Annotated in this window: 26 protein-coding genes and 1 pseudogene; 6 read left to right on the forward strand and 21 right to left on the reverse strand. The window is 70.6% G+C overall.

Features of this window, described 5'->3' with window-relative positions; all coding sequences use genetic code 11:
• Nucleotides 1-2: 2 nt before the first annotated feature.
• The 12 genes from ABD241_RS20475 to ABD241_RS20530 all read right to left on the reverse strand — a co-directional run bounded on the left by ABD241_RS20475 (nucleotide 3) and on the right by ABD241_RS20530 (nucleotide 13,264).
• Entirely contained in the window at nucleotides 3-791 is a 789-nt protein-coding gene (locus ABD241_RS20475) for an NADH-quinone oxidoreductase subunit J (RefSeq protein ID WP_344067322.1), read from the reverse strand.
• Complete coding sequence (nuoI, locus tag ABD241_RS20480) at nucleotides 788-1,639, reverse strand: NADH-quinone oxidoreductase subunit NuoI (RefSeq protein ID WP_344067324.1); 852 nt, start codon at nucleotides 1,637-1,639, stop codon at nucleotides 788-790. The genes ABD241_RS20475 and nuoI overlap by 4 nt, the downstream gene beginning before the upstream one ends.
• Nucleotides 1,632-3,059, reverse strand: coding sequence for an NADH-quinone oxidoreductase subunit NuoH (gene nuoH / locus ABD241_RS20485; RefSeq protein WP_344067326.1), 1,428 nt, complete (start codon nucleotides 3,057-3,059; stop codon nucleotides 1,632-1,634). The genes nuoI and nuoH overlap by 8 nt, the downstream gene beginning before the upstream one ends.
• Complete coding sequence (locus ABD241_RS20490; protein ID WP_344067328.1) at nucleotides 3,056-5,539, reverse strand: NADH-quinone oxidoreductase subunit G; 2,484 nt, start codon at nucleotides 5,537-5,539, stop codon at nucleotides 3,056-3,058. Before ABD241_RS20490 ends, nuoH begins: the two co-directional genes overlap by 4 nt.
• Nucleotides 5,536-6,879, reverse strand: a complete 1,344-nt coding sequence (gene nuoF / locus ABD241_RS20495; protein WP_344067330.1) for an NADH-quinone oxidoreductase subunit NuoF — start codon at nucleotides 6,877-6,879, stop codon at nucleotides 5,536-5,538. Before nuoF ends, ABD241_RS20490 begins: the two co-directional genes overlap by 4 nt.
• Nucleotides 6,876-7,658 carry an NADH-quinone oxidoreductase subunit NuoE gene (gene nuoE, locus ABD241_RS20500; protein ID WP_344067332.1) on the reverse strand — a complete coding sequence of 261 codons (783 nt, stop codon included), beginning with the start codon at nucleotides 7,656-7,658 and terminating at the stop codon, nucleotides 6,876-6,878. Before nuoE ends, nuoF begins: the two co-directional genes overlap by 4 nt.
• Nucleotides 7,655-9,082: an NADH-quinone oxidoreductase subunit D gene (locus ABD241_RS20505; RefSeq protein WP_344067334.1), complete on the reverse strand. Its 1,428-nt coding sequence runs from the start codon at nucleotides 9,080-9,082 to the stop codon at nucleotides 7,655-7,657. Before ABD241_RS20505 ends, nuoE begins: the two co-directional genes overlap by 4 nt.
• Nucleotides 9,082-9,867: an NADH-quinone oxidoreductase subunit C gene (locus ABD241_RS20510; protein ID WP_344067336.1), complete on the reverse strand. Its 786-nt coding sequence runs from the start codon at nucleotides 9,865-9,867 to the stop codon at nucleotides 9,082-9,084. The genes ABD241_RS20505 and ABD241_RS20510 overlap by 1 nt, the downstream gene beginning before the upstream one ends.
• Entirely contained in the window at nucleotides 9,864-10,418 is a 555-nt protein-coding gene (locus tag ABD241_RS20515; protein ID WP_344067338.1) for a NuoB/complex I 20 kDa subunit family protein, read from the reverse strand. The genes ABD241_RS20510 and ABD241_RS20515 overlap by 4 nt, the downstream gene beginning before the upstream one ends.
• Before the next feature lie 69 nt (nucleotides 10,419-10,487).
• Entirely contained in the window at nucleotides 10,488-10,847 is a 360-nt protein-coding gene (locus ABD241_RS20520; protein ID WP_020145018.1) for an NADH-quinone oxidoreductase subunit A, read from the reverse strand.
• 127 nt (nucleotides 10,848-10,974) lie between these two features.
• On the reverse strand, nucleotides 10,975-12,294 hold the full coding sequence (locus ABD241_RS20525; RefSeq protein WP_344067340.1) for a geranylgeranyl reductase family protein: 1,320 nt from the start codon (nucleotides 12,292-12,294) through the stop codon (nucleotides 10,975-10,977).
• 277 nt (nucleotides 12,295-12,571) lie between these two features.
• Nucleotides 12,572-13,264, reverse strand: a complete 693-nt coding sequence (locus ABD241_RS20530) for a demethylmenaquinone methyltransferase (RefSeq protein WP_344067342.1) — start codon at nucleotides 13,262-13,264, stop codon at nucleotides 12,572-12,574.
• A 68-nt stretch (nucleotides 13,265-13,332) separates the two neighbouring features.
• Between ABD241_RS20530 and ABD241_RS20535 the strand changes: the two genes are divergently transcribed.
• Together ABD241_RS20535 and menD are read left to right on the forward strand one after the other, a co-directional pair.
• Nucleotides 13,333-14,628 carry an isochorismate synthase gene (locus tag ABD241_RS20535; RefSeq protein ID WP_344067344.1) on the forward strand — a complete coding sequence of 432 codons (1,296 nt, stop codon included), beginning with the start codon at nucleotides 13,333-13,335 and terminating at the stop codon, nucleotides 14,626-14,628.
• Between the two features lie 21 nt (nucleotides 14,629-14,649).
• Nucleotides 14,650-16,443 (forward strand): 2-succinyl-5-enolpyruvyl-6-hydroxy-3-cyclohexene-1-carboxylic-acid synthase, encoded by a 1,794-nt coding sequence (gene menD, locus ABD241_RS20540; protein WP_344067346.1) that lies wholly within the window; start codon nucleotides 14,650-14,652, stop codon nucleotides 16,441-16,443.
• 32 nt (nucleotides 16,444-16,475) lie between these two features.
• Here menD and ABD241_RS20545 read toward each other — a convergent pair whose 3' ends face one another.
• From ABD241_RS20545 to ABD241_RS20560, 4 genes are all read right to left on the reverse strand, one after another.
• Complete coding sequence (locus ABD241_RS20545; RefSeq protein WP_344067348.1) at nucleotides 16,476-17,210, reverse strand: 3-keto-5-aminohexanoate cleavage protein; 735 nt, start codon at nucleotides 17,208-17,210, stop codon at nucleotides 16,476-16,478.
• On the reverse strand, nucleotides 17,207-18,211 hold the full coding sequence (locus ABD241_RS20550) for an o-succinylbenzoate synthase (RefSeq protein ID WP_344067350.1): 1,005 nt from the start codon (nucleotides 18,209-18,211) through the stop codon (nucleotides 17,207-17,209). The genes ABD241_RS20545 and ABD241_RS20550 overlap by 4 nt, the downstream gene beginning before the upstream one ends.
• Before the next feature lie 80 nt (nucleotides 18,212-18,291).
• The gene (locus ABD241_RS20555) at nucleotides 18,292-18,534 is read right to left on the reverse strand and encodes a hypothetical protein (protein WP_344067352.1); all 243 of its coding nucleotides are present in this window, start codon (nucleotides 18,532-18,534) and stop codon (nucleotides 18,292-18,294) included.
• A 121-nt stretch (nucleotides 18,535-18,655) separates the two neighbouring features.
• The gene (locus tag ABD241_RS20560) at nucleotides 18,656-19,150 is read right to left on the reverse strand and encodes an NUDIX hydrolase (protein ID WP_344067354.1); all 495 of its coding nucleotides are present in this window, start codon (nucleotides 19,148-19,150) and stop codon (nucleotides 18,656-18,658) included.
• A 45-nt stretch (nucleotides 19,151-19,195) separates the two neighbouring features.
• Between ABD241_RS20560 and ABD241_RS20565 the strand changes: the two genes are divergently transcribed.
• Nucleotides 19,196-20,155 (forward strand): 1,4-dihydroxy-2-naphthoyl-CoA synthase, encoded by a 960-nt coding sequence (locus ABD241_RS20565; RefSeq protein ID WP_344067356.1) that lies wholly within the window; start codon nucleotides 19,196-19,198, stop codon nucleotides 20,153-20,155.
• 27 nt (nucleotides 20,156-20,182) lie between these two features.
• On the opposite strand, the gene ABD241_RS20570 is transcribed toward ABD241_RS20565, so the two are convergent.
• From ABD241_RS20570 to ABD241_RS20575, 3 genes and pseudogenes are all read right to left on the reverse strand, one after another.
• Nucleotides 20,183-20,959 carry a tyrosine-type recombinase/integrase gene (locus tag ABD241_RS20570; protein ID WP_344067358.1) on the reverse strand — a complete coding sequence of 259 codons (777 nt, stop codon included), beginning with the start codon at nucleotides 20,957-20,959 and terminating at the stop codon, nucleotides 20,183-20,185.
• A gap of 246 nt (nucleotides 20,960-21,205) precedes the next feature.
• Nucleotides 21,206-21,277: pseudogene (locus ABD241_RS20735) on the reverse strand (hypothetical protein); the annotation flags it as partial.
• Nucleotides 21,252-21,893: a DUF6471 domain-containing protein gene (locus ABD241_RS20575; protein WP_425580855.1), complete on the reverse strand. Its 642-nt coding sequence runs from the start codon at nucleotides 21,891-21,893 to the stop codon at nucleotides 21,252-21,254. The pseudogene ABD241_RS20735 and the gene ABD241_RS20575, both read right to left, overlap by 26 nt.
• A gap of 30 nt (nucleotides 21,894-21,923) precedes the next feature.
• On the opposite strand from ABD241_RS20575, the gene ABD241_RS20580 reads away from it, so the two are divergent.
• The 3 genes from ABD241_RS20580 to ABD241_RS20590 all read left to right on the forward strand — a co-directional run bounded on the left by ABD241_RS20580 (nucleotide 21,924) and on the right by ABD241_RS20590 (nucleotide 24,736).
• On the forward strand, nucleotides 21,924-22,160 hold the full coding sequence (locus tag ABD241_RS20580) for a helix-turn-helix domain-containing protein (protein ID WP_344067362.1): 237 nt from the start codon (nucleotides 21,924-21,926) through the stop codon (nucleotides 22,158-22,160).
• 112 nt (nucleotides 22,161-22,272) lie between these two features.
• On the forward strand, nucleotides 22,273-24,114 hold the full coding sequence (locus tag ABD241_RS20585) for an AAA family ATPase (RefSeq protein ID WP_344067365.1): 1,842 nt from the start codon (nucleotides 22,273-22,275) through the stop codon (nucleotides 24,112-24,114).
• A 103-nt stretch (nucleotides 24,115-24,217) separates the two neighbouring features.
• Entirely contained in the window at nucleotides 24,218-24,736 is a 519-nt protein-coding gene (locus ABD241_RS20590; protein ID WP_344067367.1) for an ATP-dependent DNA ligase, read from the forward strand.
• Nucleotides 24,737-24,866: 130 nt separating this feature from the next.
• Here ABD241_RS20590 and ABD241_RS20595 read toward each other — a convergent pair whose 3' ends face one another.
• Entirely contained in the window at nucleotides 24,867-25,325 is a 459-nt protein-coding gene (locus ABD241_RS20595) for an HIT family protein (RefSeq protein WP_344067369.1), read from the reverse strand.
• Between the two features lie 121 nt (nucleotides 25,326-25,446).
• A complete protein-coding gene (locus tag ABD241_RS20600) occupies nucleotides 25,447-25,830 on the reverse strand; it encodes a hypothetical protein (RefSeq protein WP_344067371.1) in 384 nt (127 codons plus the stop codon).
• Between the last annotated feature and the right edge of the window lie 110 nt (nucleotides 25,831-25,940).

Consider the following 25,940-nt stretch of genomic DNA (forward strand, 5'->3'; position numbering starts at 1 on the left):
GCTCACTTGGACCGACCCTCCTCGATCTCTCGCTCGATGTGGCGCTCGACGTCCTTGAAGCCGTCGGCGGTCGCAACCTGGTCGCGGGCCACGAGGACGCGCGAGACGGACAGGTCGCTCGGCGTGCCGTCGGGCAGCAGCGCCGGGGTGTCGACCGCGTTGTGGCGGGCGTAGACACCGGGGGCGGGCAGGCCCGCGACGTTCTTGTTCTCGCGGACGCGGCGGGCGGCCCACTCGGCCTGGGTGACCCGCGGCGACAGCCGCTCGCGGTGCGCGAGGACCATCGCGCCGAGGGCGGCGGTGATGAGCAGCGCGGAGGTGATCTCGAAGATCCAGACGTACTGGCCGAAGACCAGCTCGGCGATCCCGGTGACGTTGCCCGTCTCGGCGTTGCTGGCCACGAGCTTGTCCATGCCGGCCTGGACGCTCTGCTGGTCGAGGACGACCTGGCCGATGGAGAAGATGAGCAGCCCGGCGAGGCCGATGACGAGCAGGAACGAGGCCCAGCGCTGGCCCCGGATCGTCTCGACGATCGAGTCGGAGGAGTCGACGCCGACGAGCATGAGGACGAAGAGGAAGAGCATCATCACGGCGCCGGTGTAGACGAACACCTGCACGATGCCGAGGAAGTCGGCCTTCTGCATGATGTAGAAGATCCCGAGGATCACCATGACGACGGCCGTGGCCATGGCTGCGTGGACGGCCTTCTTGGCGAAGAGCAGGCCCAGGGCGGCGATGACCGCGACCGGGGCGAGCAGCCAGAAGCCGACGGCTTCGGCGGTGGAGGTCACGGGTTGGCCCCTTCCCTGGTCTGTGCTGCGGTGGGGTTCGTCGAGTGCACGAGGTCGTGCGCCCCGGGCACCGCGGCCCCTGCGTTGCCCGGCCGGCCGGCGTCACCGGTCACCGAGGGGGCGCCGCTGCCGTCGTCGTCCAGGGCGTCGAGGTCCTCGTCGTCCTTGCCCGCATCGCGGGCGTCGACGTACGCCTTCTGCGAGTCGGTCGCACCGGTGACCTTGCCCTGGTAGTAGTCGCGCTCCTCCATGCCGTCGGCCATCGGGAACGGCGGCGGGAGCATGCCGCCCTGCAGCGGCGCCAGCAGCTGGTCCTTGGTGAAGATCAGCTTGCCGCGGTCGTTGTCGGCGAGCTCGTAGAAGTTGGTCATCGTCAGGGCGCGGGTCGGGCACGCCTCGATGCACAGGCCGCAGAAGATGCAGCGCAGGTAGTTGATCTGGTAGACGCGGCCGTAGCGCTCACCGGGGCTGAACCGGCCGGCGCCACCGGGGGTGTCGTCGTTGTCGGCGCCCTCGACGAGGATCGCGTCGGCGGGACAGGCCCAGGCGCACAGCTCGCAGCCGACGCACTTCTCGAGACCGTCGGGGTGACGGTTGAGCTGGTGGCGCCCGTGGAAGCGCGGCGCGGTGGGGCGCGGCTTCTCGGGGTACTCCTCGGTCGCGACCTTGCGGAACATCGTGGAGAACGACACCCCGAAGCCGGCGACCGGTGCGAAGAGCTCGGACAGGAAGCCCTTGCTGCGCTCGTCCGTGCCGGATCGCTGCTCGCGCGGCGTGCCCACCTCCGAGCCCGGCCGGTCGGCGGGGCTCCGGGGCGACACGTCCTTGCCGACGGTGTCGTCAGCCATGGTCCTCCTCCTTGGCGGTGCTCGAGCTGGTCGAGCCGGTCGTGCTGCCGGTCAGCACCGGCTGGCGGGCCGCGGCCAGGCGCGGGGTGGGCTCGGCGAGGCGCTGCCCGGGCAGCGGCGGCACGGGGTAGCCACCCGCGAACGGGTCGATCTCCTCCGGCGGGGCCTCGTCCTCGGCGGCGGCGCGGGCCGCCCGGCGGTCGTCCCAGATCCAGGCCGCGGCCAGGGCGATGACGGCCACGATGCTGACGATGACGACGGTGGCCACGGACAGCTCCCGGCCGGCGAAGGTCAGCTTGCTGTCACCGAGGAAGCCGAGCTGCGCGCCGCGGATGAAGGCGACGGCGACGACCCAGGCGAGCGTGATCGGGATGAGGAACTTCCAGCCGAAGCGCATGAACTGGTCGTAGCGCACGCGCGGCAGCGAGCCGCGGAGCCAGACGAAGACGAACATGAAGGACCACAGCTTGGCGGTGAACCAGAGCAGGCCCCACCAGCCGCCGCCGAACATGTTGTCGTTGATGGCCGAGACCAGCGGCGGCGCCTGCCAGCCACCCAGGAACAAGGTGGTGGCCAGGGCCGAGACGGTGAACATGTTGACGTACTCGCCGAGGAAGAACATCGCGAAGCGCATCGAGGAGTACTCGGTGTGGAAGCCACCGGTCAGCTCGCCCTCACCCTCGGCGAGGTCGAACGGCAGACGGTTGGTCTCGCCGACCATGGTGACGACGTAGACGGCGAAGCTGAAGAACGCCGGCAGGATGTACCAGAGCGAGCTCTGCGCCGAGACGATCGCCGAGGTCGACATCGACCCGCTGTAGAGGAAGATCGCGACGAGCGAGAGGCCCATGGCGATCTCGTAGCTGATGACCTGGGCGGTCGAGCGCAGGCCACCGAGCAGCGGGTAGGTCGAGCCGGAGCTCCAGCCGGCGAGGATGATGCCGTAGACACCGACCGAGGCGACGGCCAGGACGAGCAGCACGGCGACGGGCACGTCGGTGACCTGCAGCGGCGTGTGGTGACCGAACATCCACACCGTGCCGCCGACCGGGATGATGGCGAACGACACGAAGGCCATCGTCGCGGCGATGAGCGGCGCGACGGTGTAGATGACCTTCTCGGCGTTGGCCGGCGTGATGTCTTCCTTGAGCATCGACTTCATGCCGTCGGCCAGGGTCTGGAGCAGGCCGAAGGGACCGTTGCGGTTGGGCCCGGGGCGCTGCTGCATGCGGCCGATGACGCGGCGCTCGAACCAGATGACGAGCAGCGTCGACACGAGCAGGTAGACGAAGATGCCGAGGGCCTTGATCAGCGCGAGCCACCAGGGGGTGTCGCTGAAGTCGGCCGAGGGGTTCTCGGTCGTGGGGAGCGTCGTGGGCAGCGTCGCCGCCAGCCCGTATGCGGTCGCGGCGAGGCTCATGCCGCACCACCCTTCGTGACGTGGACGCGGCCCCCGGCATCGGTGCCGAGGCCGGTGCGGACGGAGCAGAGTCGCGAGTTGGTCGGCAGCCAGACGACGCCGTCGACCATGCCCTCGGTGACGACCGCGGGCAGCGTGACGTGGCCGGCGGGGCCGGTGACCGTCACGTCGTCGCCCTCGGCGACGCCGAGCTCGGCGGCCGAGGACACCGACAGGCGGGCGACCGGCAGCGGTGCGGTGCCGGCGAGGAACGGCTCGCCGTCCTGCATCCGGCCGGCGTCGAGCAGCGTGGGCCACGTGGCGAGGACGTAGCCGCCCTCACCGGCGGGGGCTGCCGCGGCACGGTGTCCGGCGGGGGCGCCGGTGGCGCGGGCGCCGGCCCAGGGGCCGAGCGCCTCGAACTGCGCGTGGATCTCGCGCTGGGTGCGCGTCTCGAGGAAGACGCCCATCTCGTTCGCGAGCATGTCGAGGGCGCGGTGGTCGCTGACCTTGTTGCTGTCGAGCGCCTCCTCGAAGGCGCGGACGCGGCCCTCCCAGTTGACGTAGGTGCCGGTCTTCTCGGCCTGCGAGGCCACCGGGAGCACGACGTCGGCGACGGCGGTGACGGGCGACTCGCGCAGCTCGAGGGACACGACGAACGCCTTCTCGAGGGCGGCGGCGGCAGCCGGGTCTCCCAGATCGGACGGGTCGACCCCGCCGACGACGAGGGCCTCGATCTCACCCGACGCCGCAGCGGCGACGATGCCGGCGGTGTCGCGGGCCGGCGTGGCCGGCACCTGGTCGACGTCCCACAGGCGGGCGACCTCGGCACGGGCCGCGGCATCGGACACGGGACGGCCACCGGGCAGGAGCGCACCGAGCGCACCGGTCTCGAGGGCGCCCCGCTCCCCCGCCCGGCGCGGCACCCACGCGAGGCGGGCACCGGTGGCGGCGGCGAGGTCGGCCGCGGCGCTCAGCGCACCGGGCGAGGTGGCGAGACGCTCACCGACGAGGACGATCCCACCGGCGGCGAGGGCGTCGCGGGCTGCGGCGCCGACCGGCGTGGACGCGAGGTCCGTCAGGGCCGGGCCCTCGTGGCCGGGGACCGTCGGGATGAGGGTGCCGCCGAGCTTGCCGAGGCCGCGCGTCACGTGGGAGGCGACGGCATACACGGCGGTCTTGTTCTTGCGGAAGGCCTTGCGCAGGCGCAGGAAGACGATCGGGCTCTCGTCCTCGGGCTCGAAGCCGACGAGCAGGACGGCGGGCGCCGTCTCGAGGTCGGCGTAGGTGACCGCGCCGCCCTCGGGCCCCGTGGCCGCGACGTGCTGGGCGAGGAAGGCGACCTCCTCGGCCGAGTGCGGGCGGGCCCGGAAGTCGACGTCGTTGGTGCCGAGCACGACGCGCGCGAACTTGCCGTACGCGTACGCGTCCTCGGCGGACACGCGGCCGCCCACGAGCACGCCGGACGCCTTGGCACGGGAGAGCCCGGCAGCCGCAGCAGCCAGGGCCTCGGGCCAGCCGACGACCTGGAGCTCGCCGTCGGCGCCGCGGACCATCGGGAGGTCGATGCGGTCGGGCTGCGTGGCGTAGGTGAACGCCCAGCGGCCCTTGTCGCAGTTCCACTCCTCGTTGACGGCCGGGTCCTCGTCGGCGAGGCGACGCAGCACGACACCGCGGCGGTGGTCGGTGCGCATGGCGCAGCCGCTCGCGCAGTGCTCGCAGATGGACGGCGTCGACACGAGGTCGAAGGGACGGCTGCGGAAGCGGTAGGCGGCGCCGGTGAGCGCGCCGACCGGGCAGATCTGGACGGTGTTGCCCGAGAAGTAGCTCTCGAACGGCTTGTCCTCGTAGATGCCGATCTGCTGGAGCGCACCGCGCTCGACGAGCGCGATGAACGGGTCGCCGGCGACCTGGTCGGAGAAGCGGGTGCACCGGGCGCAGAGCACGCAGCGCTCCCGGTCGAGCAGCACCTGCGAGGAGATGTTGATGGGCTTGGGGTAGGTGCGCTTGACGTCCTCGAAGCGGGACACGGGGCGCCCGGCGCTCATCGCCTGGTTCTGCAGCGGGCACTCGCCGCCCTTGTCGCAGACCGGGCAGTCGAGCGGGTGGTTGATGAGCAGCAGCTCCATGACGCCCTGCTGCGCCTTGTCGGCGACCTTGGACGTGTTCTGCGTGTTGACGACCATGCCCTCGGACACGGTCATCGTGCAGGAGGCCTGCGGCTTGGGCATCGGCCGGACGTTGCCCTCGCGGTCGGGCATCGCGACGTCGACGAGGCACTGGCGGCACGCGCCGACCGGGTCGAGCAGCGGGTGGTCACAGAAGCGCGGGATCTCGATCCCGACCTCCTCCGCGGCCCGGATGACGAGCGTGCCCTTGGGCACGCTGACGGGCACGCCGTCGATCGTCAGCCGGACGTGGTCGGGGTTCGCCGGGATCTGGGCGTTGCCGCCCTTGTCGACGGCGTTGCCACCCGCGGACGGGGAGCTCGTGACGGTCATGCGGACACCATCCCGCTGGACTCCTTGGTCTGGGCCTGTGTCGGGACAGGGAAGAGGACCGACTTCTCCGGCGGGAACAGCTCGTGGGCCGGCGTGTGCATGCCCGCCTCGAACTCCTCGCGGAAGTACTGGACGGCCGAGGTGATCGGGCTGGTCGCCGCGTCACCGAGGGCGCAGAAGCTGCGGCCGAGGATGTTGTCGCAGATGTCGACGAGCTTGTCGATGTCGTCCTGCGTGCCCTGGCCGTTCTCGATGCGGTTCATGATCTGGCGCAGCCACCAGGTGCCCTCACGGCACGGGGTGCACTTGCCACAGGACTCGTGGGCGTAGAAGTCGGTCCAGCGGGCGACTGCGCGCACGACCGAGACCGTCTCGTCGAAGACCTGCAGCGCGCGCGTGCCCAGCATCGAGCCGGCCGCGGCGACCGAGTCGAAGTCGAGCGGCACGTCGAGGTGCTCCTCGGTGAAGATCGGCGTGGACGAGCCACCCGGCGTCCAGAACTTCAGCCGGCGTCCGCCGCGCATGCCGCCGGCGAGGTCGATGAGCTCGCGCATCGTGATGCCGAGCGGCGCCTCGAACTGGCCGGGGTGGGCGACGTGGCCGGAGAGGCTGAAGATGCCGAAGCCCGTGGACTTCTCGGTGCCCATGCCCTTGAACCAGTCGGCACCCTCGAGGATGATCCCGGGCACCGAGGCGATGGACTCGACGTTGTTGACCGAGGTGGGCCGGGCGTAGAGGCCTGCTGCGCCGGGGAACGGCGGCTTGAGGCGCGGCTGGCCGCGTCGGCCCTCGAGCGAGTCGAGCAGCGCCGTCTCCTCGCCGCAGATGTAGGCGCCGGCACCGGCGTGGACCGTGATGTCGACCGTGACGCCCTTGCCGCCGACGTTCGTGCCGAGGTAGCCCGCAGCGCGGGCCTCCTCGACCGCGCGCAGCAGGCGGCGGTAGACGTGGACGACCTCGCCGCGCAGGTAGATGAACGCGTGCTCGCAGCCGATGGCGTACGAGGAGATGATGACGCCCTCGATGAGCGCGTGCGGGTTGGCCATCATGAGCGGGACGTCCTTGCACGTGCCCGGCTCGGACTCGTCGGCGTTGACGACGAGGTAGCGCGGGCCGCCGTCGGGCGGGCTCATGAACGACCACTTCATGCCGGTCGGGAAGCCGGCGCCGCCGCGGCCGCGGATGCTGGAGTCCTTGACGGCGTCGATGATCGCCTGCGGCTCCATCTCGAGCGCCTTGGTCAGGGCCTTGTAGCCGTCGTGGCGCTCGTACGTCGCGAGGGTCCAGGACTGCGGGTCGTCCCAGAACTTCGTGAGGATCGGGGTCAGGGTGTCGGTCACTTCGATCCGTCCTTCCCGTCGGCCTGGGCCGCTCGTGGAGCGCGCGAGCCGTTGCTGCCGCCGGCGCCCTGCGCGCCCGGGGCGGTCCAGCCGTGCTCGTTGGCGATGCGCAGGCCGAGGAGCGAGGCCGGTCCGGCGCCCACGCCCTCGTCGGCGCGGCCGTCCTCGAAGCCGGCGAGCACCCGCGAGACCTCCTTGAAGGTGCACACCTTCGCCGCGCCGCGCGTCGGCGCGACGTCCTTGCCGGCGCGCAGGTCCTCGACGAGGCCGATGGTGCTCTCGGGCGTCTGGTTGTCGAAGAACTCCCAGTTGGCCATGACGACGGGCGCGTAGTCGCACGCGGCGTTGCACTCGATGCGCTCGAGGGTGATCCGGCCGTCCTCGGTCGTCTCGTCGTGGCCGATGCCCAGGTGCTCGGAGACGCGGTCGAAGATCAGGTCACCGCCCATGATCGCGCAGAGCGTGTTGGTGCAGACCCCGACGGTGTAGTCGCCGTTGGGGTGGCGCTTGTACTGGGTGTAGAAGGTCGCGACACCGCTGACCTCGGCCTCGGTGAGGTCGAGGACCTCGGCGCAGAAGGCCACTCCCCTACCGGTCACGTAGCCGTCGACCGACTGCACGAGGTGCAGCAGCGGCAGCAGCGCCGAGCGCTTCTGGGGGTAGCGGGCGATGACCTCGGCGGCGTCCGCGTGCAGCCGCTCGAGGACGTCGGCGGCATACGGCGCCTTCGACTCGGGGCTGACGTGCAGGAAGCCCGAGGCGTCATGGCCAGCGCTCATCGGTCCACACCTCCCATGACGGGGTCGATCGAGGCCACGGCGACGATGACGTCGGCGATCTGGCTGCCTTCGCACATGGCGGCCACGGCCTGCAGGTTGTTGAAGCTCGGGTCGCGGAAGTGCGCGCGGTAGGGGCGCGTGCCGCCGTCGGACACGAGGTGGCAGCCGAGCTCGCCCTTGGCGGACTCGACCGCCTGGTACACCTGGCCCGGCGGGACCCGGAAGCCCTCGGTGACGAGCTTGAAGTGGTGGATGAGCGACTCCATCGAGCTGCCCATGATCTCGCGGATGTGGTCGAGGCTGTTGCCGAGGCCGTCGCTGCCCAGCGCGAGCTGCGCCGGCCACGCGATCTTCTTGTCCTGGACCATGACGCTGGCGTGCTCGCCCTCGCTCGCCTGGAGGCGGTCGGTGGCCTGCTCGATGATCTTCAGCGACTCGTACATCTCGTCGATGCGGATGCGCAGCCGGCCGTAGGCGTCCTGGCTCGTGCGGGTGATGACGTCGAAGTCGTACGTCTCGTAGCCGCAGTACGGGTCGAGCTTGCGCAGGTCGTGCGGCAGGCCGGTCGAGCGCAGGACCGGGCCGGTGATGCCCAGGGCCATGCAGCCGGCGAGGTCGAGCACGCCCACGTCGACGGTGCGGCCCTTGAGGACGGGGTTCTCGTTGAGCAGCGCCTCGAGCTCGCCGAGGCCGCGGCGGATCTCGGGGACCATCTCGCGCAGCGCGTCGATGGAGCCGGGCGGGAGGTCCTGGGCGACGCCGCCGGGGCGGATGTAGGCGTTGTTCATGCGCAGCCCGGTGATCATCTCGATCACGCGGAGCAGGCGCTCACGCTCACGGAACGCGACCGTCATCACGGTCGTGGCGCCCATCTCCATGCCACCGGTGCCGAGGCAGACCATGTGGCTGCTGATGCGGGTCATCTCCATCATGAGCACGCGGATGACGCTCGCGCGCTCGGGGATCTGGTCCGTGATGCCGAGCAGCTTCTCGATGGCGAGGCAGTAGGCAGCCTCCTGGAACATCGGGGTGAGGTAGTCCATGCGCGTGCAGAACGTGACGCCCTGCACCCAGCTGCGGTACTCCATGTTCTTCTCGATGCCGGTGTGGAGGTAGCCGATGCCCGCGCGGGCCTCGGTGACCGTCTCGCCGTCGATCTCGAGGATGAGGCGCAGCACGCCGTGCGTCGACGGGTGCTGGGGACCCATGTTGACGACGATGCGCTCCTCGCCGAGCGAGGTCGCCTCGTCGACGAGGTCGTTCCAGTCGCCGCCGGAGGCGTTGAAGACGTGGGCGCCCTCGCTTGCCTGCTCGTCGGCGGTCGACGTCGCGTAGATGTCGTTGGCGCCGCGCTCGGGCACCTCAGTCTGCGTGAACTCGGTGTGGATCGGCTCGGTGTGGGTCGGGTCGGTGTGGGTGCTCATCAGTTGTACGACCTCCGCTGGTCCGGCGGCGGGACCGTGGCCCCCTTGTACTCGACGGGGATGCCGCCGAGGGGGTAGTCCTTCCGCTGCGGGTGGCCCGGCCAGTCGTCGGGCATGAGGATTCGGGTCAGGGCCGGGTGGCCGTCGAACTCGATGCCGAACATGTCCCACGTCTCGCGCTCGTGCCAGTCGTTGGCCGGGTAGATCGAGACGATCGACGGGATGTGGCGGTCGTCGTCGGGGCACGTGACCTCGAGGCGGACGCGCCTGCCGCCGTGGGTGATCGACAGGAGGTGGTAGACCGCGTGCAGCTCCTCGCCGGTGCGGTCGGGGTAGTGCACCCCGGAGACGCCCGTGCAGATCTCGAAGCGCAGCGACGGGTCGTCGCGCAGCACCCGGGCCACGGCCGGCAGGTGCTGGCGGCGGACGCGGATCGTCATCTCGCCACGGTCGACGACGACACGCTCGACGGCCTCGGCGTAGGAGGCGGTGCCGCCGACGAGGCCCCGCTCGAGGTTGTCGGCGATCTCGTCGAAGTAGCCGCCGTAGGGGCGTGAGGCCGCTCCGGCGATGAGGATCGGGCGCTGCAGGCGCGAGTAGCCGGAGGTGTCGCCGCCCTGCGTGACGCCGAACATGCCGCGGCGGACACCGACGACCTCGGGCTCCGAGCCGGCGGCGGCGTCCTGGCGGATCTGCACCTCGTGCGGCGTCAGGCCCGAGCTCTGGGTCTTGGTGGTGTCGGCGTTCACCGCGGGCGCGCCGTCCTTCTTGTCGGCGTCGCTCATGCCAGCAGGCCCTTCATCTGGTGCGTCGGCGTCGCGGAGAGCGCGGCCACCTCGGCGGCCTTGGCGGCCTCGACCCGGTTGACGCCGAGCGGCGAGGTCTCGATCTGGTGGTGCAGCTCGATGATCGCGTTGAGCAGCATCTGCGGGCGCGGCGGGCAGCCGGGCAGGTAGATGTCGACCGGGACGATGTGGTCGACGCCCTGCACGATCGCGTAGTTGTTGAACATGCCGCCCGAGCTCGCGCAGACGCCCATCGCGATGACCCACTTGGGGTTGGGCATCTGGTCGTAGACCTGGCGCACGACCGGGGCCATCTTCTGGCTGACGCGGCCGGCCACGATCATCAGGTCGGCCTGGCGCGGCGTCGCCGAGAAGCGCTCCATGCCGAAGCGGGCGATGTCGTAGTCGGGGGTGCCCACGGCCATCATCTCGATGGCGCAGCAGGCCAGGCCGAAGGTCGCGGGCCAGATCGAGGCCTTGCGCATGTAGCCGGCCAGGCCCTCGACGGTCGAGAGCAGGAACCCGGACGGGAGCTTCTCTTCGAGACCCATTGCTTACTCCTTAACTTTCCTGACGGACCCGGTGGACGCGTACCGCTTCACGCGGCGCGGCCTGCGGGATCAGTCCCACTCCAGGCCGCCGCGGCGCCAGACGTAGGCGTACGCGACGAAGACCGTGAGGATGAACAGGACCATCTCGACCAGCGCGAAGAGGCCGAGCTTGTTGAAGGCCACTGCGAACGGATAGAGGAAGACCGACTCGATGTCGAAGATGATGAAGAGCATCGCCGTCAGGTAGTACTTGATCGGCACGCGCCCTCCGCCGGCCGCCTGGGGCGTCGGCTGGATGCCGCACTCGTAGGCCTCGAGCTTGGCGCGGTTGTAGCGCTTCGGGCCGACGACGAGCGAGGTGAAGACCGACAGCGCGGCGAACGCGAAGCCGAGCCCCAGCATGAACAGGATCGGGACGTAGGAGTTCATCCGAGGTCGCGTGCCTTTCGGTCGTGCTTGACGTGCGAAGCAGGGGCGCAGGTGCGCAGCGCACCCATCCTAGGGGCGCCGGGGACGATTGTGCTCGGCGTCACAAGCCGGTCGGCAGGCGGGGTCGTCATGCGCTCGGCGCCAGCCGGGAGAGGGTCGTGATGAGCCGGTCCGTCGCGTTCCTGCTCGTCGGATCGGCGAGATTGGCCATGATCTTGAGCAGGACCGGCATGAGCCGGGTCCGGGGCAGGCCGTACTTCGTGGCCAGGCGCATGACCTCGGGGTTGCCGATGGCGTGGGCGAACCAGCGGCCCAGCGTGAAGTAGCCGCCGAGCTCGTCCTTCATGACCTTCGGGTATGCCGCGAGCACCCTCTCGCGCTCGGCGTCGCTCGGGCGGGCCATCGCCTGCGCGACGAGCTCGGCACCGACGCGGGCGGCCTCGAGGGCGTAGTCGATGCCCTCGCCGTTGAACGGGTTGACCATGCCGCCGGAGTCGCCGACGAGGAGGAGGCCGTCGGCATACAGCGGGGTGCGGTTGAAGCCCATCGGCAGGGCGGCGCCGCGGATGGGGCCGGCGGACTCGTCGTGGTCGAGCTGCCACTCGGGGTTGATGTCCTCGACCCACCGGCGCATGACGTCCTTGTAGTCGGTCTTCTGGAAGGCCGAGGTGGTGTCGAGGGTGCCGAGGCCGACGTTGGTGCGGCCGTCCTCGAGCGGGAAGAGCCAGCCATAGCCGGGCATGAGGATGCGGTTGCCGGCGTCGTCGCGGGTCCACAGCTCGAGGTGGCTTTCGAGGTAGTCGTCGCGTTTGGGCGTCGTGTAGTACGCGCGGACGGCCACGCCCATGACGCGGTCCTCGCGCTTGGGGCGGCCCACGGCGGTCGCGAGGCGGCTCGAGACGCCGTCGCTCGCGACGACGACGGGGGCGCGGTAGGTGACGGTCTCACCCGTGGCACGGCCCGCCTCGTCGAGGCGCTTGGCCGTGACGCCGGCGACCCGGCCGGAGGAGTCACGGACGGGCGCGGTGACGCTGGTGCGCTCCTGGAGCAGCGCGCCCTTGCGCTCGGCGTGCCGGGCGAGCGCCTCGTCGAGCTGCGCGCGGGTGCGCACCATGCCGTAGCCGGGGAACGCGTCGGACTCGGGCCAGTCGAGCTGCAGGGTGTGGCCGCCGCCCTTGATGCGCAGGCCCTTGGTGCGCTGCCAGCCGCTCGTGTCGATGCCGAGGGAGATGAGCTCCTTGGTGGCGCGCGGGGTCAGGCCGTCGCCGCAGATCTTGTCGCGGGGAAAGGCCGACTTCTCCAGGAGCACGACGTCGAGACCGTGGTCGGCGAGGTACGCGGCTGTCGCGCTGCCACCGGGACCGGCACCGACGACGATGACGTCGGCCCGCTCGACGGGTGCATCGCCACCCCGTGAGGGGCTGGGCGCGACGCTCGAACTGGACATGTCTCCCTGCACGCTTCCGAACCGCTTGTGAAGATCTTCACGAACTCTCCGGGAAGTGTATTCCCGCGATCTGCCCATGTCAGATAAGGCATACCTAACCCTGCACAGCCGCCCCGTCGAGAGGCCACGTCTTGCCGCCCCTGCCCCGTCGAGAGGCCACGTCTTGCCGCCCCCGCCACGTCGAGAGGCCACGACTTGCCGCCCCCGCCCCGTCGAGAGGCCACTTCTGACGCGCCTCCCGCAGCGGACGGCATACGCCCCGACGCTCCGGGAGGGGTCAGCGCTTCGTGCCGTGGTGCAGCGCGACGATCCCGCCGGTGAGGTTGGTCCAGCCGACCTGCTGCCAGCCGGCCGCCTCGATGATGCCGGCGAGCTCGCCCTGCGGGGGCCACGCCCGGATCGACTCGGCGAGGTAGACGTAGGACTCGGGGTTGCTCGACGTGCGGCGCGCCACGGGCGGCAGCGCGCGCATGAGGTAGTTCGTGTAGACGGTGCGGAACACCTTGTTGACCGGCTGGCTGAACTCGCAGACCAGCAGGCGGCCGCCCGGCTTGGTGACGCGGAGGAACTCGCGCAGCGCCGTGGCGGGATCGGCGACGTTGCGCAGGCCGAAGCTCATGGTCACGACGTCGAAGCTCTCGTCGGCGAAGGGCAGGCTCATCGCGTCCGCGGCGGTGAACGCCATGTCGGGACGGCGACGGCGACCGACCCGGAGCATGCCGAGCGAGAAGTCGGCCGGCACGACCTCGATCTCCTGGTCGGCCCACGGCTCGCTGGAGGTTCCGGTGCCCGCGGCGATGTCGAGGATGCGCTCCCCCGGCTTGGCGTCGACGGCCTTGACGACGGCCCGGCGCCACAGGCGGTCCTGGCCGAGCGAGAGCACGTCGTTGGTCACGTCGTACTTCTCGGCGACGGTGTCGAACATCGACGCGACGTCGACCGGCTTCTTGTCCAGCTGCGCACGGCTCATGCGCTCATCCTCGCACCACGCGCGACCACGGCCGGGGCGGGCGGGGCTCCGCCGTAGAGTTGCAGTCGATGTCCACGCTCCCAGCCCCCGACGCGGCCTCGCCCGCAGCGGCCCCATCGGTCGTCGTCCGCACGGTGCCGATCCCGGCCGACGCGCCCCTGCTGACCTACCTGCCGTCGGGGCTGCCGCACGACGAGCTGCTCTCGTGGGTTCGCCGCGGCGAGGGACTCGTCGGCTGGGGAGCGGCGCTGACGTTCGAGGCGGCCGGCGAGGACCGGTTCCGCGAGGCGGAGCGCTGGTGGCGCGAGCTGTGCAGCCGTGCGGTCGTGCGCGACGACGTGCGGCTCGCGGGCAGCGGCCTCGTCTGCTTCGGTTCGTTCCCCTTCGCCTCCGACTCGGCCGAGCAGGCCCGCCTCGTCGTGCCGTCGACGATCGTGGGGCGTCGCGACGGGCAGACGTGGCTGACCACCGTGTCGCTGGAGCCGCAGCTGTCGCTGCTCGAGGCGCCCTCTGTCGCAACGGATCCCGAGCCTCCTCTGGATGTCGCCTTCGCCGACGGCGCTGTCTCCCCCGCCGACTACGCCCACGCGGTCGCCGAGGCCGTGCAGCGCATCGCCGCCGGCGAGGTCGACAAGGTCGTCCTCGCCCGTGACCTCGTGGCGACGTCGTCAGCACCGATCGACCCCCGCTGGCTGCTGCGACGCCTCGCCGAGCGCTACGAGAACACCTGGGTCTTCTCCGTGGCCGGCCTCGTCGGCGCCACGCCGGAGCTGCTCGTGCGCCGCGACAAGGGCCTGATCACCTCGCGGGTGCTCGCCGGCACGATCCGCCGCACCGGAGACGACGCCAAGGACCTCACCCTGGCCGCCTCGCTCGCGCGTTCGTCGAAGGACCTCGAGGAGCACGAGTACGCCGTCCGCTCGGTCGCGGAGGCCCTGGCCCCCCACTCCTCCTCGATGAACGTGCCCGAGGCGCCGTTCGTGCTGCACCTGCCCAACGTCATGCACCTCGCCACCGACGTCGCGGCCGTGAGCGTCGACGACGCCTCGTCGCTCACGCTGGCAGCGGCGCTGCACCCCTCGGCCGCGGTGGGCGGGACACCGACCGCGCGGGCCGTCGAGCTCATCGGCGAGCTCGAGCACATGGACCGTGGGCGCTATGCCGGCCCGGTCGGCTGGATGGACGCTCATGGCGACGGCGCGTGGGGCATCGCCCTGCGCAGCGGGGCGCTCGACCCCCACGACTCCTCGCAGATCACGCTGTATGCCGGGTGCGGCATCGTCGCCGGGTCGGACCCCGAGTCCGAGGTGGCCGAGTCCGACGCCAAGCTCGTGCCGATGCGCGACGCGCTGGCGAGCGACTGACGGCGGCCCCGGATGGCGGCGATGACGGCCGACAGGTCCGCGAGCGAGCTCGCCCTCGGCGTGCTGCAGCAGCTGTGGCTCGGGGGCGTGCGTGACGTCGTGCTCTCGCCGGGCTCGCGGTCGGCTCCCTTCGCCCTTGCGCTCGACGCCGCTGACCGCGCCGGCGACCTGCGCCTGCACGTGCGCGTCGACGAGCGCTCCGCCGGTTTCCTGGCGCTGGGGCTCGCGACGGGGTCCCGGCGACCCGTGGCCGTGGTCACGACGTCGGGCACTGCCGTCGGCAACCTGCTGCCGGCCGTCATGGAGGCGCACCACACGGGACGGCGCGTCGTCGTCGTCAGTGCGGACCGTCCCGACCGGCTGCGCGGCACGGGCGCGAACCAGACGACTGAGCAGGCGGGGATCTTCGGCACCTTCGCGCCGTGCCACGACCTGACGGCCGCGATCGCTGCCGACGATCTGAGCGAGACTGTGTGGCAGGCCTGTTCGGCGTCCGGACCGACGCAGCTCAACGTGCAGCTCGACGGAGACCTGCTGCCCTCCGGACCGACGCCCGAGGACTGGTGGCAGCGCCCTGACGGAAACCTCGCCATGGCGCAGTTGCAGGCGGGATCCGACCCCGAGACCGGGCGAGACCGCGCCACGGCGCAGTTGCAGCCGGGGGGTGATGCGGGGGTCCGGCCCTCGGTGACGATCCCGTCGGGCGGCGAGCTGCTCCCCCTCGGCCCGCGCACCGTCGTGGTCGCCGGGGACGACGCGGGCCCTGCAGCGCGGTTGCTCGCCGAGGCCGCAGGCTGGCCGCTCATCGCGGAGCCGACGTCCGGAGCGCGCATCGGCCGCCAGGCGCTGCGCACCGGTCGGCTGCTGCTCACGACCGGTCTGCGTGACGAGGTCGAGCGCGTCGTCGTGATCGGCCATCCGACCCTGTCTCGGCCCGTCACCGGTCTCATCAGCGACCCAGCCCTGGAGGTGCTGTCGGTCCGGGGACGCGGCGGCGTGGCGACCGACCCGGGCCGCGTGGCGCGCGTGCTCGACGTCGTGCCCCGTGTCGAGGGACCCGACGACCGGGCGTGGTTCGACCGGTGGCAGGCCGCCGACCAGCGCCTGTCCGACCTCATCGACGCCGGCCTGACTGCGGCGCAGGGCGATCCGTCGCAGACGCCGGATGCTGGCAGCCCCTCGCCACTGGCCGTGGCCGCGGTCGTCGGAGCAGCCGTTGCCGCCGACACGACCCTCGTGGTCGGGTCGTCGAACCCGGTCCGCGACCTCGACGTCATGGCCGCGCCCTGGCCGCCGCTCCAGCACCGCTTCGTCGTCGGCAACCGCGGTCTGGCCGGCATCGACGGAATGGTCTCGACCGCGGTCGGCATCGCCCTCGGCCGTCCCCGTGCGGCTCGCACCATCGCCTACCTGGGTGACCTGACGTTCCTGCACGACACCAACGGCCTGCTCATCGGTCCCGCGGAGCCGCGACCGAACCTCACCATCGTGGTGCTCAACGACGACGGCGGCGCCATCTTCACCACCCTGGAGCAGGGCGGGAGCCGCTACGCCGACGCCTTCGAGCGGGTGTTCGCGACCCCGCACGGCACCGATCTGGCGGCGCTGTGCGCGGCGCACCACACGGCATACGAACGCGTCGACGACCTCAGCCGGCTGGCGCAGGCGCTTGCCGAATCTCACTCAGGGACACGGGTGCTCGAGGTCCGGGTCTCCCGAGCAGACCGGCGCACCGAGGCGGCGTGGCTGCGCGAGCTGGCCCAGCAGGCGGTCTCCGCAGACCACTCGGAGGATCACTCCCTTCCACTGGAGTGAGGACCCGGTCCTGGCCGAGTGCGCCCTGCACCTCACTCAGCAAGGCGGCGCAGGTGTCCCGCCGCGGAGACGAGCTCGGCGTTGTCGCGGGCCTGCTGCCCGTCGGGCAGGTGGCAGGTGTCCTCGAGACCGATGCGCACGTCATGGCCGGCAGCCATCGCCCATCGCAGCACCGGCCAGGCCCAGTCCTGCTCGCCGTGGACGAGCAGCGGCACGGGCAGCTCCCCGAGAGCCTCGAGAATGCCCTGAACCGCCCGCGGACCGTCCTCGCCCGGAGTGGCGCCCGGGATCGCCTCGACGAGCACGCGCTCCACCCGCGCGGGCCAGTCGCCATCGACGAACTCACGCGCCGCATGCGGACTCCAGACACCGGCCTCCACGGCAATCCCCTTGTCGGCCAGAGCCGTTGCAACCTCCTGGGCGCCCTCCTCGTGCCAGTTGACGCTGGCGCAGTCGGGCCCGCCGAGCCGGGGCGGCGGCCACCCCGAGACACAGTCGAGCTTGGCCGCGGCGCCGTCCACGATCCCGTCCCGCGTCGTCGCGCTCACCAGCACGCCGGGCGAGGCCGCACGAATGGCTGCCACAGCCGCGACGACGTGCCGCGCCTCGAGCGTCTCGAGACCGCTGGAATCTCGGGGATGCACGTGCACCATCCACGCACCGGCCTCCACCGACTCCCGTGCCGCCCGGGCGAGCTCGTCCGGCGTCTGGGGCACCGCGTGGTGCTGCCGGCGGGTGCGGTCCCCGTTGAGGCAGGCCGTGATCATCCGGGCGCACCTTCCGCCAGGACGGCGTGGCAGCGCACGAGCCGCTCACGCCACCACTGCTGCCGATCCGAGGGTGCCGCCAGGTCGGCGAGCGCTCGCGCATCGGGCACGGCGCGCCCCCTCGACAGCATGCCACCGGCCGGACGCCAGGGCGTCGCTGCCACGTCGCGTTCGAAGAGGCCGACCGTGCCCAGACCACAGGCGAACTCGAGGCTCGGCAGGGCCGCGGCCAGGGCCACCCCGGCTGCGATGCCGACACTGGTGTCGAGGGCCGACGACACGACGGCAGGCAGCCCGCACGCCTCCACGATCTCGAGAGCGGCCGACACCCCACCCAGAGGGGCGACCTTCACGACCACCACGTCCGCGGCCCCGAGCCGTGCGACCCGCAGGGGGTCCTCCACCTTGCGGATCGACTCGTCCGCGGCGATGGCGACATCGATCCCGTTGCGCGCCAGGGCTGTCCGCAGCTCGACGAGCTCCTCCACGCCCGCGCACGGCTGCTCGGCGTATTCGAGGTCGTACGCCGTGAGCCTCCTCAGCGCCTCCGTGGCCCTCCCGACGTCCCAGCCGCCGTTGGCGTCGACCCTGATCCGCGCCGACGGCCCCATCGCCGACCGGACCGCGGCGACCCGGTCGACGTCGTCGTCCAGCGTCTGGCCCCGCTCGGCGACCTTGACCTTGGCCGTGGTGCAGCCGTCGAAGCGCGCGAGGACCTCGGGCACGCGGTCGGGGCCGACCGCCGGAACGGTGGCGTTGACCGGGACGGCGTCGCGCACGGGCGCCGACCACACGGCATACGCGCTCTCGACCGCGGCAGCGAGCCAGCGCGACGACTCGACGTCGGCGTACTCGAGGAAGGGACTGAACTCGCCCCAGCCGGAGGGGCCCTCGAGCAGCAGGGCCTCGCGCACGTCGACGCCCCGGAAACGGACCCGCATCGGCAGCGCGACCACGTGCGCCCGCTCGAGCAGCTCCTCGACAGCCGGCAGCGTCGTCATGGCCTCATTCTCACCGACCGCTCCCCGACCGCTCACCGACCCCCACGGCCGGTGCGGTCGGGGCGGGAGCGTGGCCCGTGTCAGGGCCGGGAGGGGAAGGCGTCGTGCTGGTCCCGGGTGGGATCCGGCGCCGAGATCCCGCCTTCCTGCGGCGCGTCGTCGGCACGCCCTGCACCCCCCGAACAGCAAGCTCCGCCGTGACGAACGACCCGCGGCAGCAGCCAGAGGAAGCCGACGAGCCACCAGAGTCCGTGACCAGCGGGTCCGAGCGCGATGGCGACGAGCGCCACCCCGGCGATGATGAGGTTGCGTGGCGAGAACACGGGGCGTCTCCTGGTTCCGGGACCGGGCGGCCCCTCCTCCCTCGACGGTAGGCAGGGCCGACCGACGAAGCCCCGGTCCTTCGTCAGCACCTGCCCCTGACAGATGTCACCCCGCCACGGCTCACGCCTCCGAGGCAGCCCCCAGACGCACGTCTGCCGGGTTGTCGGCGGCGACCATGATGCGGTCGCGGTGCCACTGCGCCATGGGGGGCAGCCCGTCGAGCGGGAACCAGCCGGCTTCCGTCGACTCGTCGTCGCCGGGGCGTGGCTCTCCCGACAGCCAGCGGCAGCGGAAGGTGTGGTCGACGTACTGCGCGCGGTCACCGTTGGGGTAGGTCACGACCCGCGTGGTCGAGACCCACACGAGCCGCTCGACCTCGGCAACGACGCACGCCTCCTCCTGGACCTCGCGGACCGCGGTGACGTGCGGCTCCTCCCCCGGGTCGACGATGCCCGTCACCGGCGTCCAGGCGCCGTTGTCCGAGCGCCGAACCAGCAGGACCTCGCCCGCGCCGTCCGAGCCCTGACGCAGGACGACTGCCGTCACGCCGGGCATCCACAACAGCTCGCGACCGACCATGGTGCGCAGGTGGGCGACGTAGGGAGGGATCGGCATACGGCCGACCCTAACGCCGTCGATGGGCGCGGATAGGGTCGGTTCGTGAGCAGCGAGCCGACCCAGAACGCCGTTTCCGAGATCTTCGACCCGAGCGAGTGGGCGCCCGTCGAGGGCTTCGAGCTCACCGACATCACCTACCACCGGCGTCGCCCCGTGGCCGGCCGGCCGCACGCCGAGTCAGGCGTCGTGCGCATCGCCTTCGACCGGCCCGAGGTGCTCAACGCCTTCCGCCCGCACACCGTCGACGAGCTCTACCGCGCGCTCGACCACGCCCGGATGACGCCCGACGTCGGCGTCGTGCTCATCACGGGCAACGGCCCGAGCGCCAAGGACGGCAAGTGGGCCTTCTGCTCCGGGGGCGACCAGCGCATCCGCGGCCGCTCCGGCTACCAGTACGCCGAGGGCGAGACGGCCGACACCGTCGACCAGGCGCGGGTCAGGGCGCAGGGTGGGCGCCTCCACATCCTCGAGGTCCAGCGCCTCATCCGCACGATGCCCAAGGTCGTCATCGCGGTGGTCCCCGGCTGGGCAGCAGGCGGCGGCCACTCCCTGCACGTCGTCTGCGACCTCACCATCGCCAGCCGCGAGCACGCCCGGTTCAAGCAGACCGATGCCGACGTGGGCAGCTTCGACGCGGGCTACGGCAGTGCCTACCTCGCCAAGATGGTCGGCCAGAAGTTCGCTCGCGAGATCTTCTTCCTCGGGCGCACCTACTCGGCCGAGGACATGCACCGCATGGGCGCCGTCAATCTCGTCGCCGACCACGCCGATCTCGAGAAGGAGGCGCTGCAGGTCGCGACCGAGATCATGGGCAAGAGCCCGCAGGCGCAGCGCATGCTGAAGTTCGCCTTCAACCTCACCGACGACGGCCTGATGGGCCAGCAGGTCTTCGCCGGCGAGGCGACCCGGCTGGCCTACATGACCGACGAGGCGGTCGAGGGCCGCGACCAGTTCCTCGAGAAGCGCGACCCCGACTGGTCGCCCTTCCCCTGGTACTTCTGAACTTCTGAGTCTGTGCAGGTCAGCGGCCTACTCGGCAGCGGCCGTCCGCACGGAGTCCGCAAGGGCCGCGGCCGCCAGACCGGAGGCTGCGGACCGGGTCCGATCCTCGGCCGATGGCCACAGGTGCGCGTACGTCCCGAGCGTGGTCGTAGCCGTCGCGTGTCCGAGCGCCCGCTGCACCGTGACCACGTCGCACCCCGCCGCGATCAGGCCTGACGCGTAGAAGTGTCGGAGGTCGTGCATCCGCACGCTTGGGCAGCCGGCCACCTTGCGTGTCTGGCGCCACCGGAACGTCACCGCGTTGTCGTGCAGCGGTTTGCCGTAGGCCGTGAACAGCCACCGGTCGGGCGCACCCTCTGGAGTGTGCTGCCGAACGTGCTCCGCCAGCATCGTCACGAGCTCGTCGGGCAGGTAGACCACGCGCTCACTGCCGTACTTCGGCGCCCGGACCGCGACCTCGCGCCCATCCCGCTGGAGTTGTCGGGAGACCGTTAGTTGACGCCGGAGGAAGTCGACATCGCCCACCTGGACCCCAGCCGCCTCCCCCATCCGCAGCCCGGCGAACGCGCACAGTGCCACGTATGCCGTGAAGCGTTCGTCGGCGGCCCGGAGCAGGCGCCCCACCTCCTCGACAGTAGGCACCCGCATCGCCGCCTCGGCCTTGCGGCGCCGCGGCAACACGACACCCTCGCACGGGTCGGCCGCGATCACCTTGTCGGCGACCGCCGCCCGGAACACCGACCTGACGATGACGAACCTGGTCTTGATCGTCGAGGCCGCCAGGTCGGCGCTGAGTGCCTTCACCCATGCCTCGATGTGGGACCGCCGGATCGCCTTCAGCGGGACGCCCGCGAAGGGGACCGTCGCGGCCGCGTGGTCGGCGTTGCATCGGGTCGAAGGCACCCACACCTGACGCGATGACCATGCCTCGTAGAAGGCGCTGAACGTCACCTTGCCGGCCCGCGGGTCCACGTACTGTCCAGTGAGAACCGACGCGGTGACCTCGTCAAGCCACCTTTGAGCGTCCGTCTTGCGCGTGAAGTGGCGGGCGTGCTCCTTGCCGGCGGCGTCCCGGTACCGGGCCCGCCAACGGCCGTCAGTCCTCTTCGCGATGCTGGCCATCGTCGCTCCCGTCTTCCGGCTCGGCCCTTCGTCTCAGTTCGTGGTACCGCCGCACGAACCTAGGTAGGCGATGCGCCTCAGCGTCGGCCTCCGCTTGGGCATACATCCGCTCCTCGGCCTCGTGGGCGATGTCCATCAAGAGGGCCATCGACGCCTCTTGGCGCGCCATGGCATCCATGAGTTTCATGGTGAATTCATCGCTGGCCGCCACCGCCACAGCGAGCAGTCTGATGGTACGGCTGAGCTTCGCCGCCGCTTCCCGGTACGGCGTCGCCGCGGCGTACAGGTCCGCCAACAGTCGGTTGGCCTCCTCGCTGAGACTACGGTCAACCGACTGGGCGAGTTCCTGCATGGGAACGTCGAAGATCTCGGCAAGGGCGGCGAGCTCGTTCACCCTGATCCGGCGCGGAGGTTCCTGCCTGAGCATCTTGTGGATGGAGGACTGGTTCGCCGGCGCGCCGGCCGCGGTCATGCGGTCGGCCAGTTCACGGTAGGACCACCCTCGTCGAGCGAGCTCAGCTTCCACGTGCCAAGCCACGTAGCGCTCGGCGAAGATGCTCCCTCGGTTCGTCCTCGGCATGCTGTGCCTTCCAAAGCGGGAACGGGGCTCTTCCATCCTGACACCCGGCCATCGATCGTTCAACGCATGAAACCGAGTGCCAACGATGGCTGCCCCGAGACGCCGGGGAGCCCGTACCTGACCACCGCCGAGCTCGCAGCGCTCCTCCGCACGAACCCCGAGACCGTCCGTTACTGGCGACACGTCGGCTACGGCCCCTTTGGACTAAAGGTCGGCAGGCATGTCCTGTACGCGCGTGCCGACGTGGATGCCTGGATCGCGAAGCGACACGCAGAGGCTGAGCAGGGCTGGGAGCAAGCATGACCGCCCATCAGCCGAGGCCGCCCGGGACTCTACGCACCACGCAGCCTCGAGACGACCTGCCCGAGGGGGGCGAGGCACGGCTGTTCGCGTTGCTGAACAAGGGCGTGGCGCTATGACCGCCTCCGGCGCCTTGTCGTTGCCGCGTCGGCTGACGGGCTCGGCGGAGGATGCCGCCGTCTGGTACGCGCAGGCTGGATGGCATGTCGTTCCGGTCGCGGCCGAGTCTGGCGACCCCGCCTCCCTGCTCGGGCCGAACTGGGGCAAGCGCTCGAGCCGGAAGGCAAGCAAGGTTCGGAAGTGGTTCCGCAGGTGGCCGGACGCTCGTATCGCTCTAGATCTAGCCCGTTCCGGTGCAGTGGCCTTCCGCTCCATCGAGAGCGAAGTGGGAGTGCCGTCGATAGACATGCTCACCGTCATGGCAACAGGGTCGGTGTTGGTGGGAGCTGGCCGGGGTCAGGCCAATTACCTGATGGCGCTGGAGGATGGCAAGCCTTTGTCGAGCGGCGACTATGGGCCCTTGGAGGGTGAGCTTGAGGTCCTGTGCGATGGCGAAGTGCTCGTTCTCCCGGACACAGCCCGGCTCGGCACCCATGGCAGCCTCGGGAGATGGGACCCCGCAGGGACGCTCCCTTACCTCCCGAGTGATCTTCATGCGGCTCTTGTCCTGGCTCAGCTGCCGGAGGCGGCCCGAAAAGATGCTTCGCGCGTCATTAATGAAGACGCAGCGGCCACAAGCGATCCTCGAGGGGCAGGCCTGGCGGGGCTGGCTGGGCCTGACTCGCTGTTCCGGGGCGTGGAAGACGAGGGCCAAGACAGCGCTGTACAGGTCGCTGCTGTCCCGTCTGCCACGGAGGCCGCGCGTCGTCAGGACGCGCTGTCGCAGGAGCTCTCCAGCTGGGCGCCACGGGAACTCTCTCACCTCGTCCACGGCCCGGTGGAGCCGCTGCAGGCATCGCTGATGCTGCGGACGGACGGGGCCGGGCTGCTTTACCCAGGCATGGTGCACACGTTCTTCGGGGAACCGGAGTCGGGCAAGTCCCTGCTGCTGCAGTGGGCCTGCGTCGAGGCGCTGGCCGAGGGCAAGGAGGTGCTCTATGTCGACTTCGAGTCCGACGAGGTGTCGATTCTGCGCCGGCTCCTCGCATTGGGGGCCAAGCCGAAGCACATCCACAAACGGTTCACCTACGTCCGACCCGAGACCGATCTCTCCGGACAGCGGGACAAGACGATGTGGCTACAGCTGCTCGAGCGGCCGTTCTCGCTGGCCGTCATCGACGGCGTCACTGAGGCGCTGGACCTCTTCGGCTTCAAGTCCACGGACAACGACAACGTGGCCCGGTGGATGCGCACCGTCCCTCGGGATCTTGCCCAGAAGACCGGAGCCGCGGTGGCCCTGATCGATCACGTCACCAAGTCGCGCGAGGGCCGCGGCCGGTTCCCGGTCGGGGCCCAGGCCAAGCTCGCGGCGATCTCAGGGGCCGCCTACACGGTCGAGGCCTCACAGCGCCTCGTGGAAGGCGGGCGGGGTGAGTTCACTCTGCGGCTGGTCAAGGACCGCCCCGGTGGGGTGGGCCGGCACGCAGTCGGCAAGGGCCGGACACCACTGATCGCCCGGGCCAACGTCACGTCGCTTGCCGTACATGAGGCGGGTTCTGGCTCACTTGTCGTTGCCCTTGAGCCGCCGGGAGAAGAAGCAGAATCGGAATCGAAAGCCAGTCTCGCAGGGGGCGACGATCTCGACCTGCGCATCCTCGGCGTGGTGGCTCAAAACCCGGGGCTCACGCAATCCGAGCTGATGCTTCTTGTGAGAGGTAACACCGGAACCAAGAGGGATCGCCTCAATGATCTCGAGGCGAGGAACGAACTACGCGTAGAGCGCGGCCCACGAGATTCCAAGATCTACTACCCGCGCGACACAGAGGACGATCCCGACCGCGACCCGATCCCCCTTTAGGGGTCGGTCGTGGTCGCGGTCGCAGGCTCCTGCCAACGCCGGATTCAGGTTGGTAGCCGCCTCAGCCTCACCGACGAGGGGCCGGTGGTGCAAGGTGATCGCCATGGCTGTCGTGTCGCTCCAGGCACCGGTCGCCCTCGCGCGGACCGTCGATGACCTCACCCCCTCCGGCGTGAAGGACCTGGTCTGGGAGCCGAAGTGGGACGGCTACCGCGCGCTCGTGGGCCGCGGGAAGATCTTCTCCCGCAACGGCACCAACCTCACGCCCCTGTTCCCCGACCTCACGCCGGCCCTGAATTGGCGGCTGCCCGACGACCTGGTGCTGGATGGCGAGGTCATCGCGTGGGACCCGGCTGCGGGCCGGCTCGACTTCGAGGGGCTGCAGGCCCGGATGACCGCCGGCCGGCGGATCCGCTCGGTCGCCGCCCGACGCCCCGCACAGCTCGTCGTCTTCGACGTGCTCGCGGCCGGCACTGAGGATCTTCGTGGACGCCCGCTGCGAGAACGTCGGGCCGTCCTCGAGCAGGCTCTGGCCGGCATCGCCACCCGCTGCAAGCTGCCCATCCGTAGTGGGCGAGCGCACGCATGCCGTCAGGGTCAGGCCTGCGAGTGCAATGGCTAGCGAGAAGGTCGCGGTCAACCGCTTCGCTGGCAGAGCGCCGGTCAGTTCATGGCGGCAACGTAGCGGCTCTAGTGAATCGGCATGGCCTCACGATGAGGCGTGCCGTACTTACAGCGGCAGTTCCGGACGTTCAGTCGCGACCCAGTCCACGCGCGAGAGCTTCCTTGATCTCTTCCGCATCGTCGTCGAGCAAGGCACGCTCTCGCTGCTTCCAGTCAGCAGTCATCGAGAAGCCGTCTCCCGCGTAGCGAGGAATCACGTGCAGGTGGAAGTGGAACACCTCCTGGCCTGCGACTTCGCCGTCGGCGAGGAAGGCGTTGATCCCATCGCAGCGCAGGCTCGAGCGCCGCAGGGCTCGCGCCATCTGGTGACCGACAGACCACACGTGAGCGCTGGTTGCTGCATCGACGTCGGCCAGGCCGACTGCATGTTCGCGTGGCACGACGAGAAGGTGCCCCGGCGTGACTGGGTTCAGATCCATGAACGCGACGACGGTCTCGTCTTCGTAGACCACGCTGGCTTCTGCCTTCTTCGCCGCTATGGCGCAGAAGATGCACTCGGCTATCCCGGCTGGCGGTGCTTCAGTCACGGGAGTGATGGTGTCAGGCGGCTCGGCCTCGGGCCACCGAGGTGTTGACGACCTGCATGACATCCACTCGATCGATCGGCGGCATAAGCGATCATCACGGCGTCAGTTGCCGCGCATCGAGTCACGGCCCGCCGCTAAGCCCGTACGCCGTGTAGCGGTCATCACCGGTCTTGAGGTAGAGCGCCATGGTGCACGGGATCCCAAGCTGTTGTCGTTGGGCCTCAGAGGTGACGGCTGCCAGCATGTCCGCGCCGACGACCGGTGGAGTCTTGCCAATGCTGATGAGCGGGTCCGGGGCGCCGCCCGACAGACCGGTTCGGCTCGCACGTTGACGGATCTCCGCAAGGCTCAGGTCGGGCGTGCCGGGCAAGAAGGTCCGACCGCAGTAGGGGATGCGTTGCGGAGATTGCCACCATGAGCCGTACGTGTACCGGTACGCGAAGGTGCCGGCGATCAGCAGAACCGCTGTCACCGCGACGACGGCCGTGGCCCACCTGCGCACCATGGCCGTGATGCTAACTCTGCCGCTGCGAATCGGTGCTCTCTCGGCGGCTACTTGTTTCATTGACGGTAGGACCGGTGCCTGCGCAGGCTCTGGTCTAGGTGCCCGGGTTC

Origin of the sequence: Terrabacter lapilli, from assembly GCF_039531305.1 — a bacterium.
In the GTDB taxonomy this organism is placed as follows: domain Bacteria; phylum Actinomycetota; class Actinomycetes; order Actinomycetales; family Dermatophilaceae; genus Terrabacter; species Terrabacter lapilli.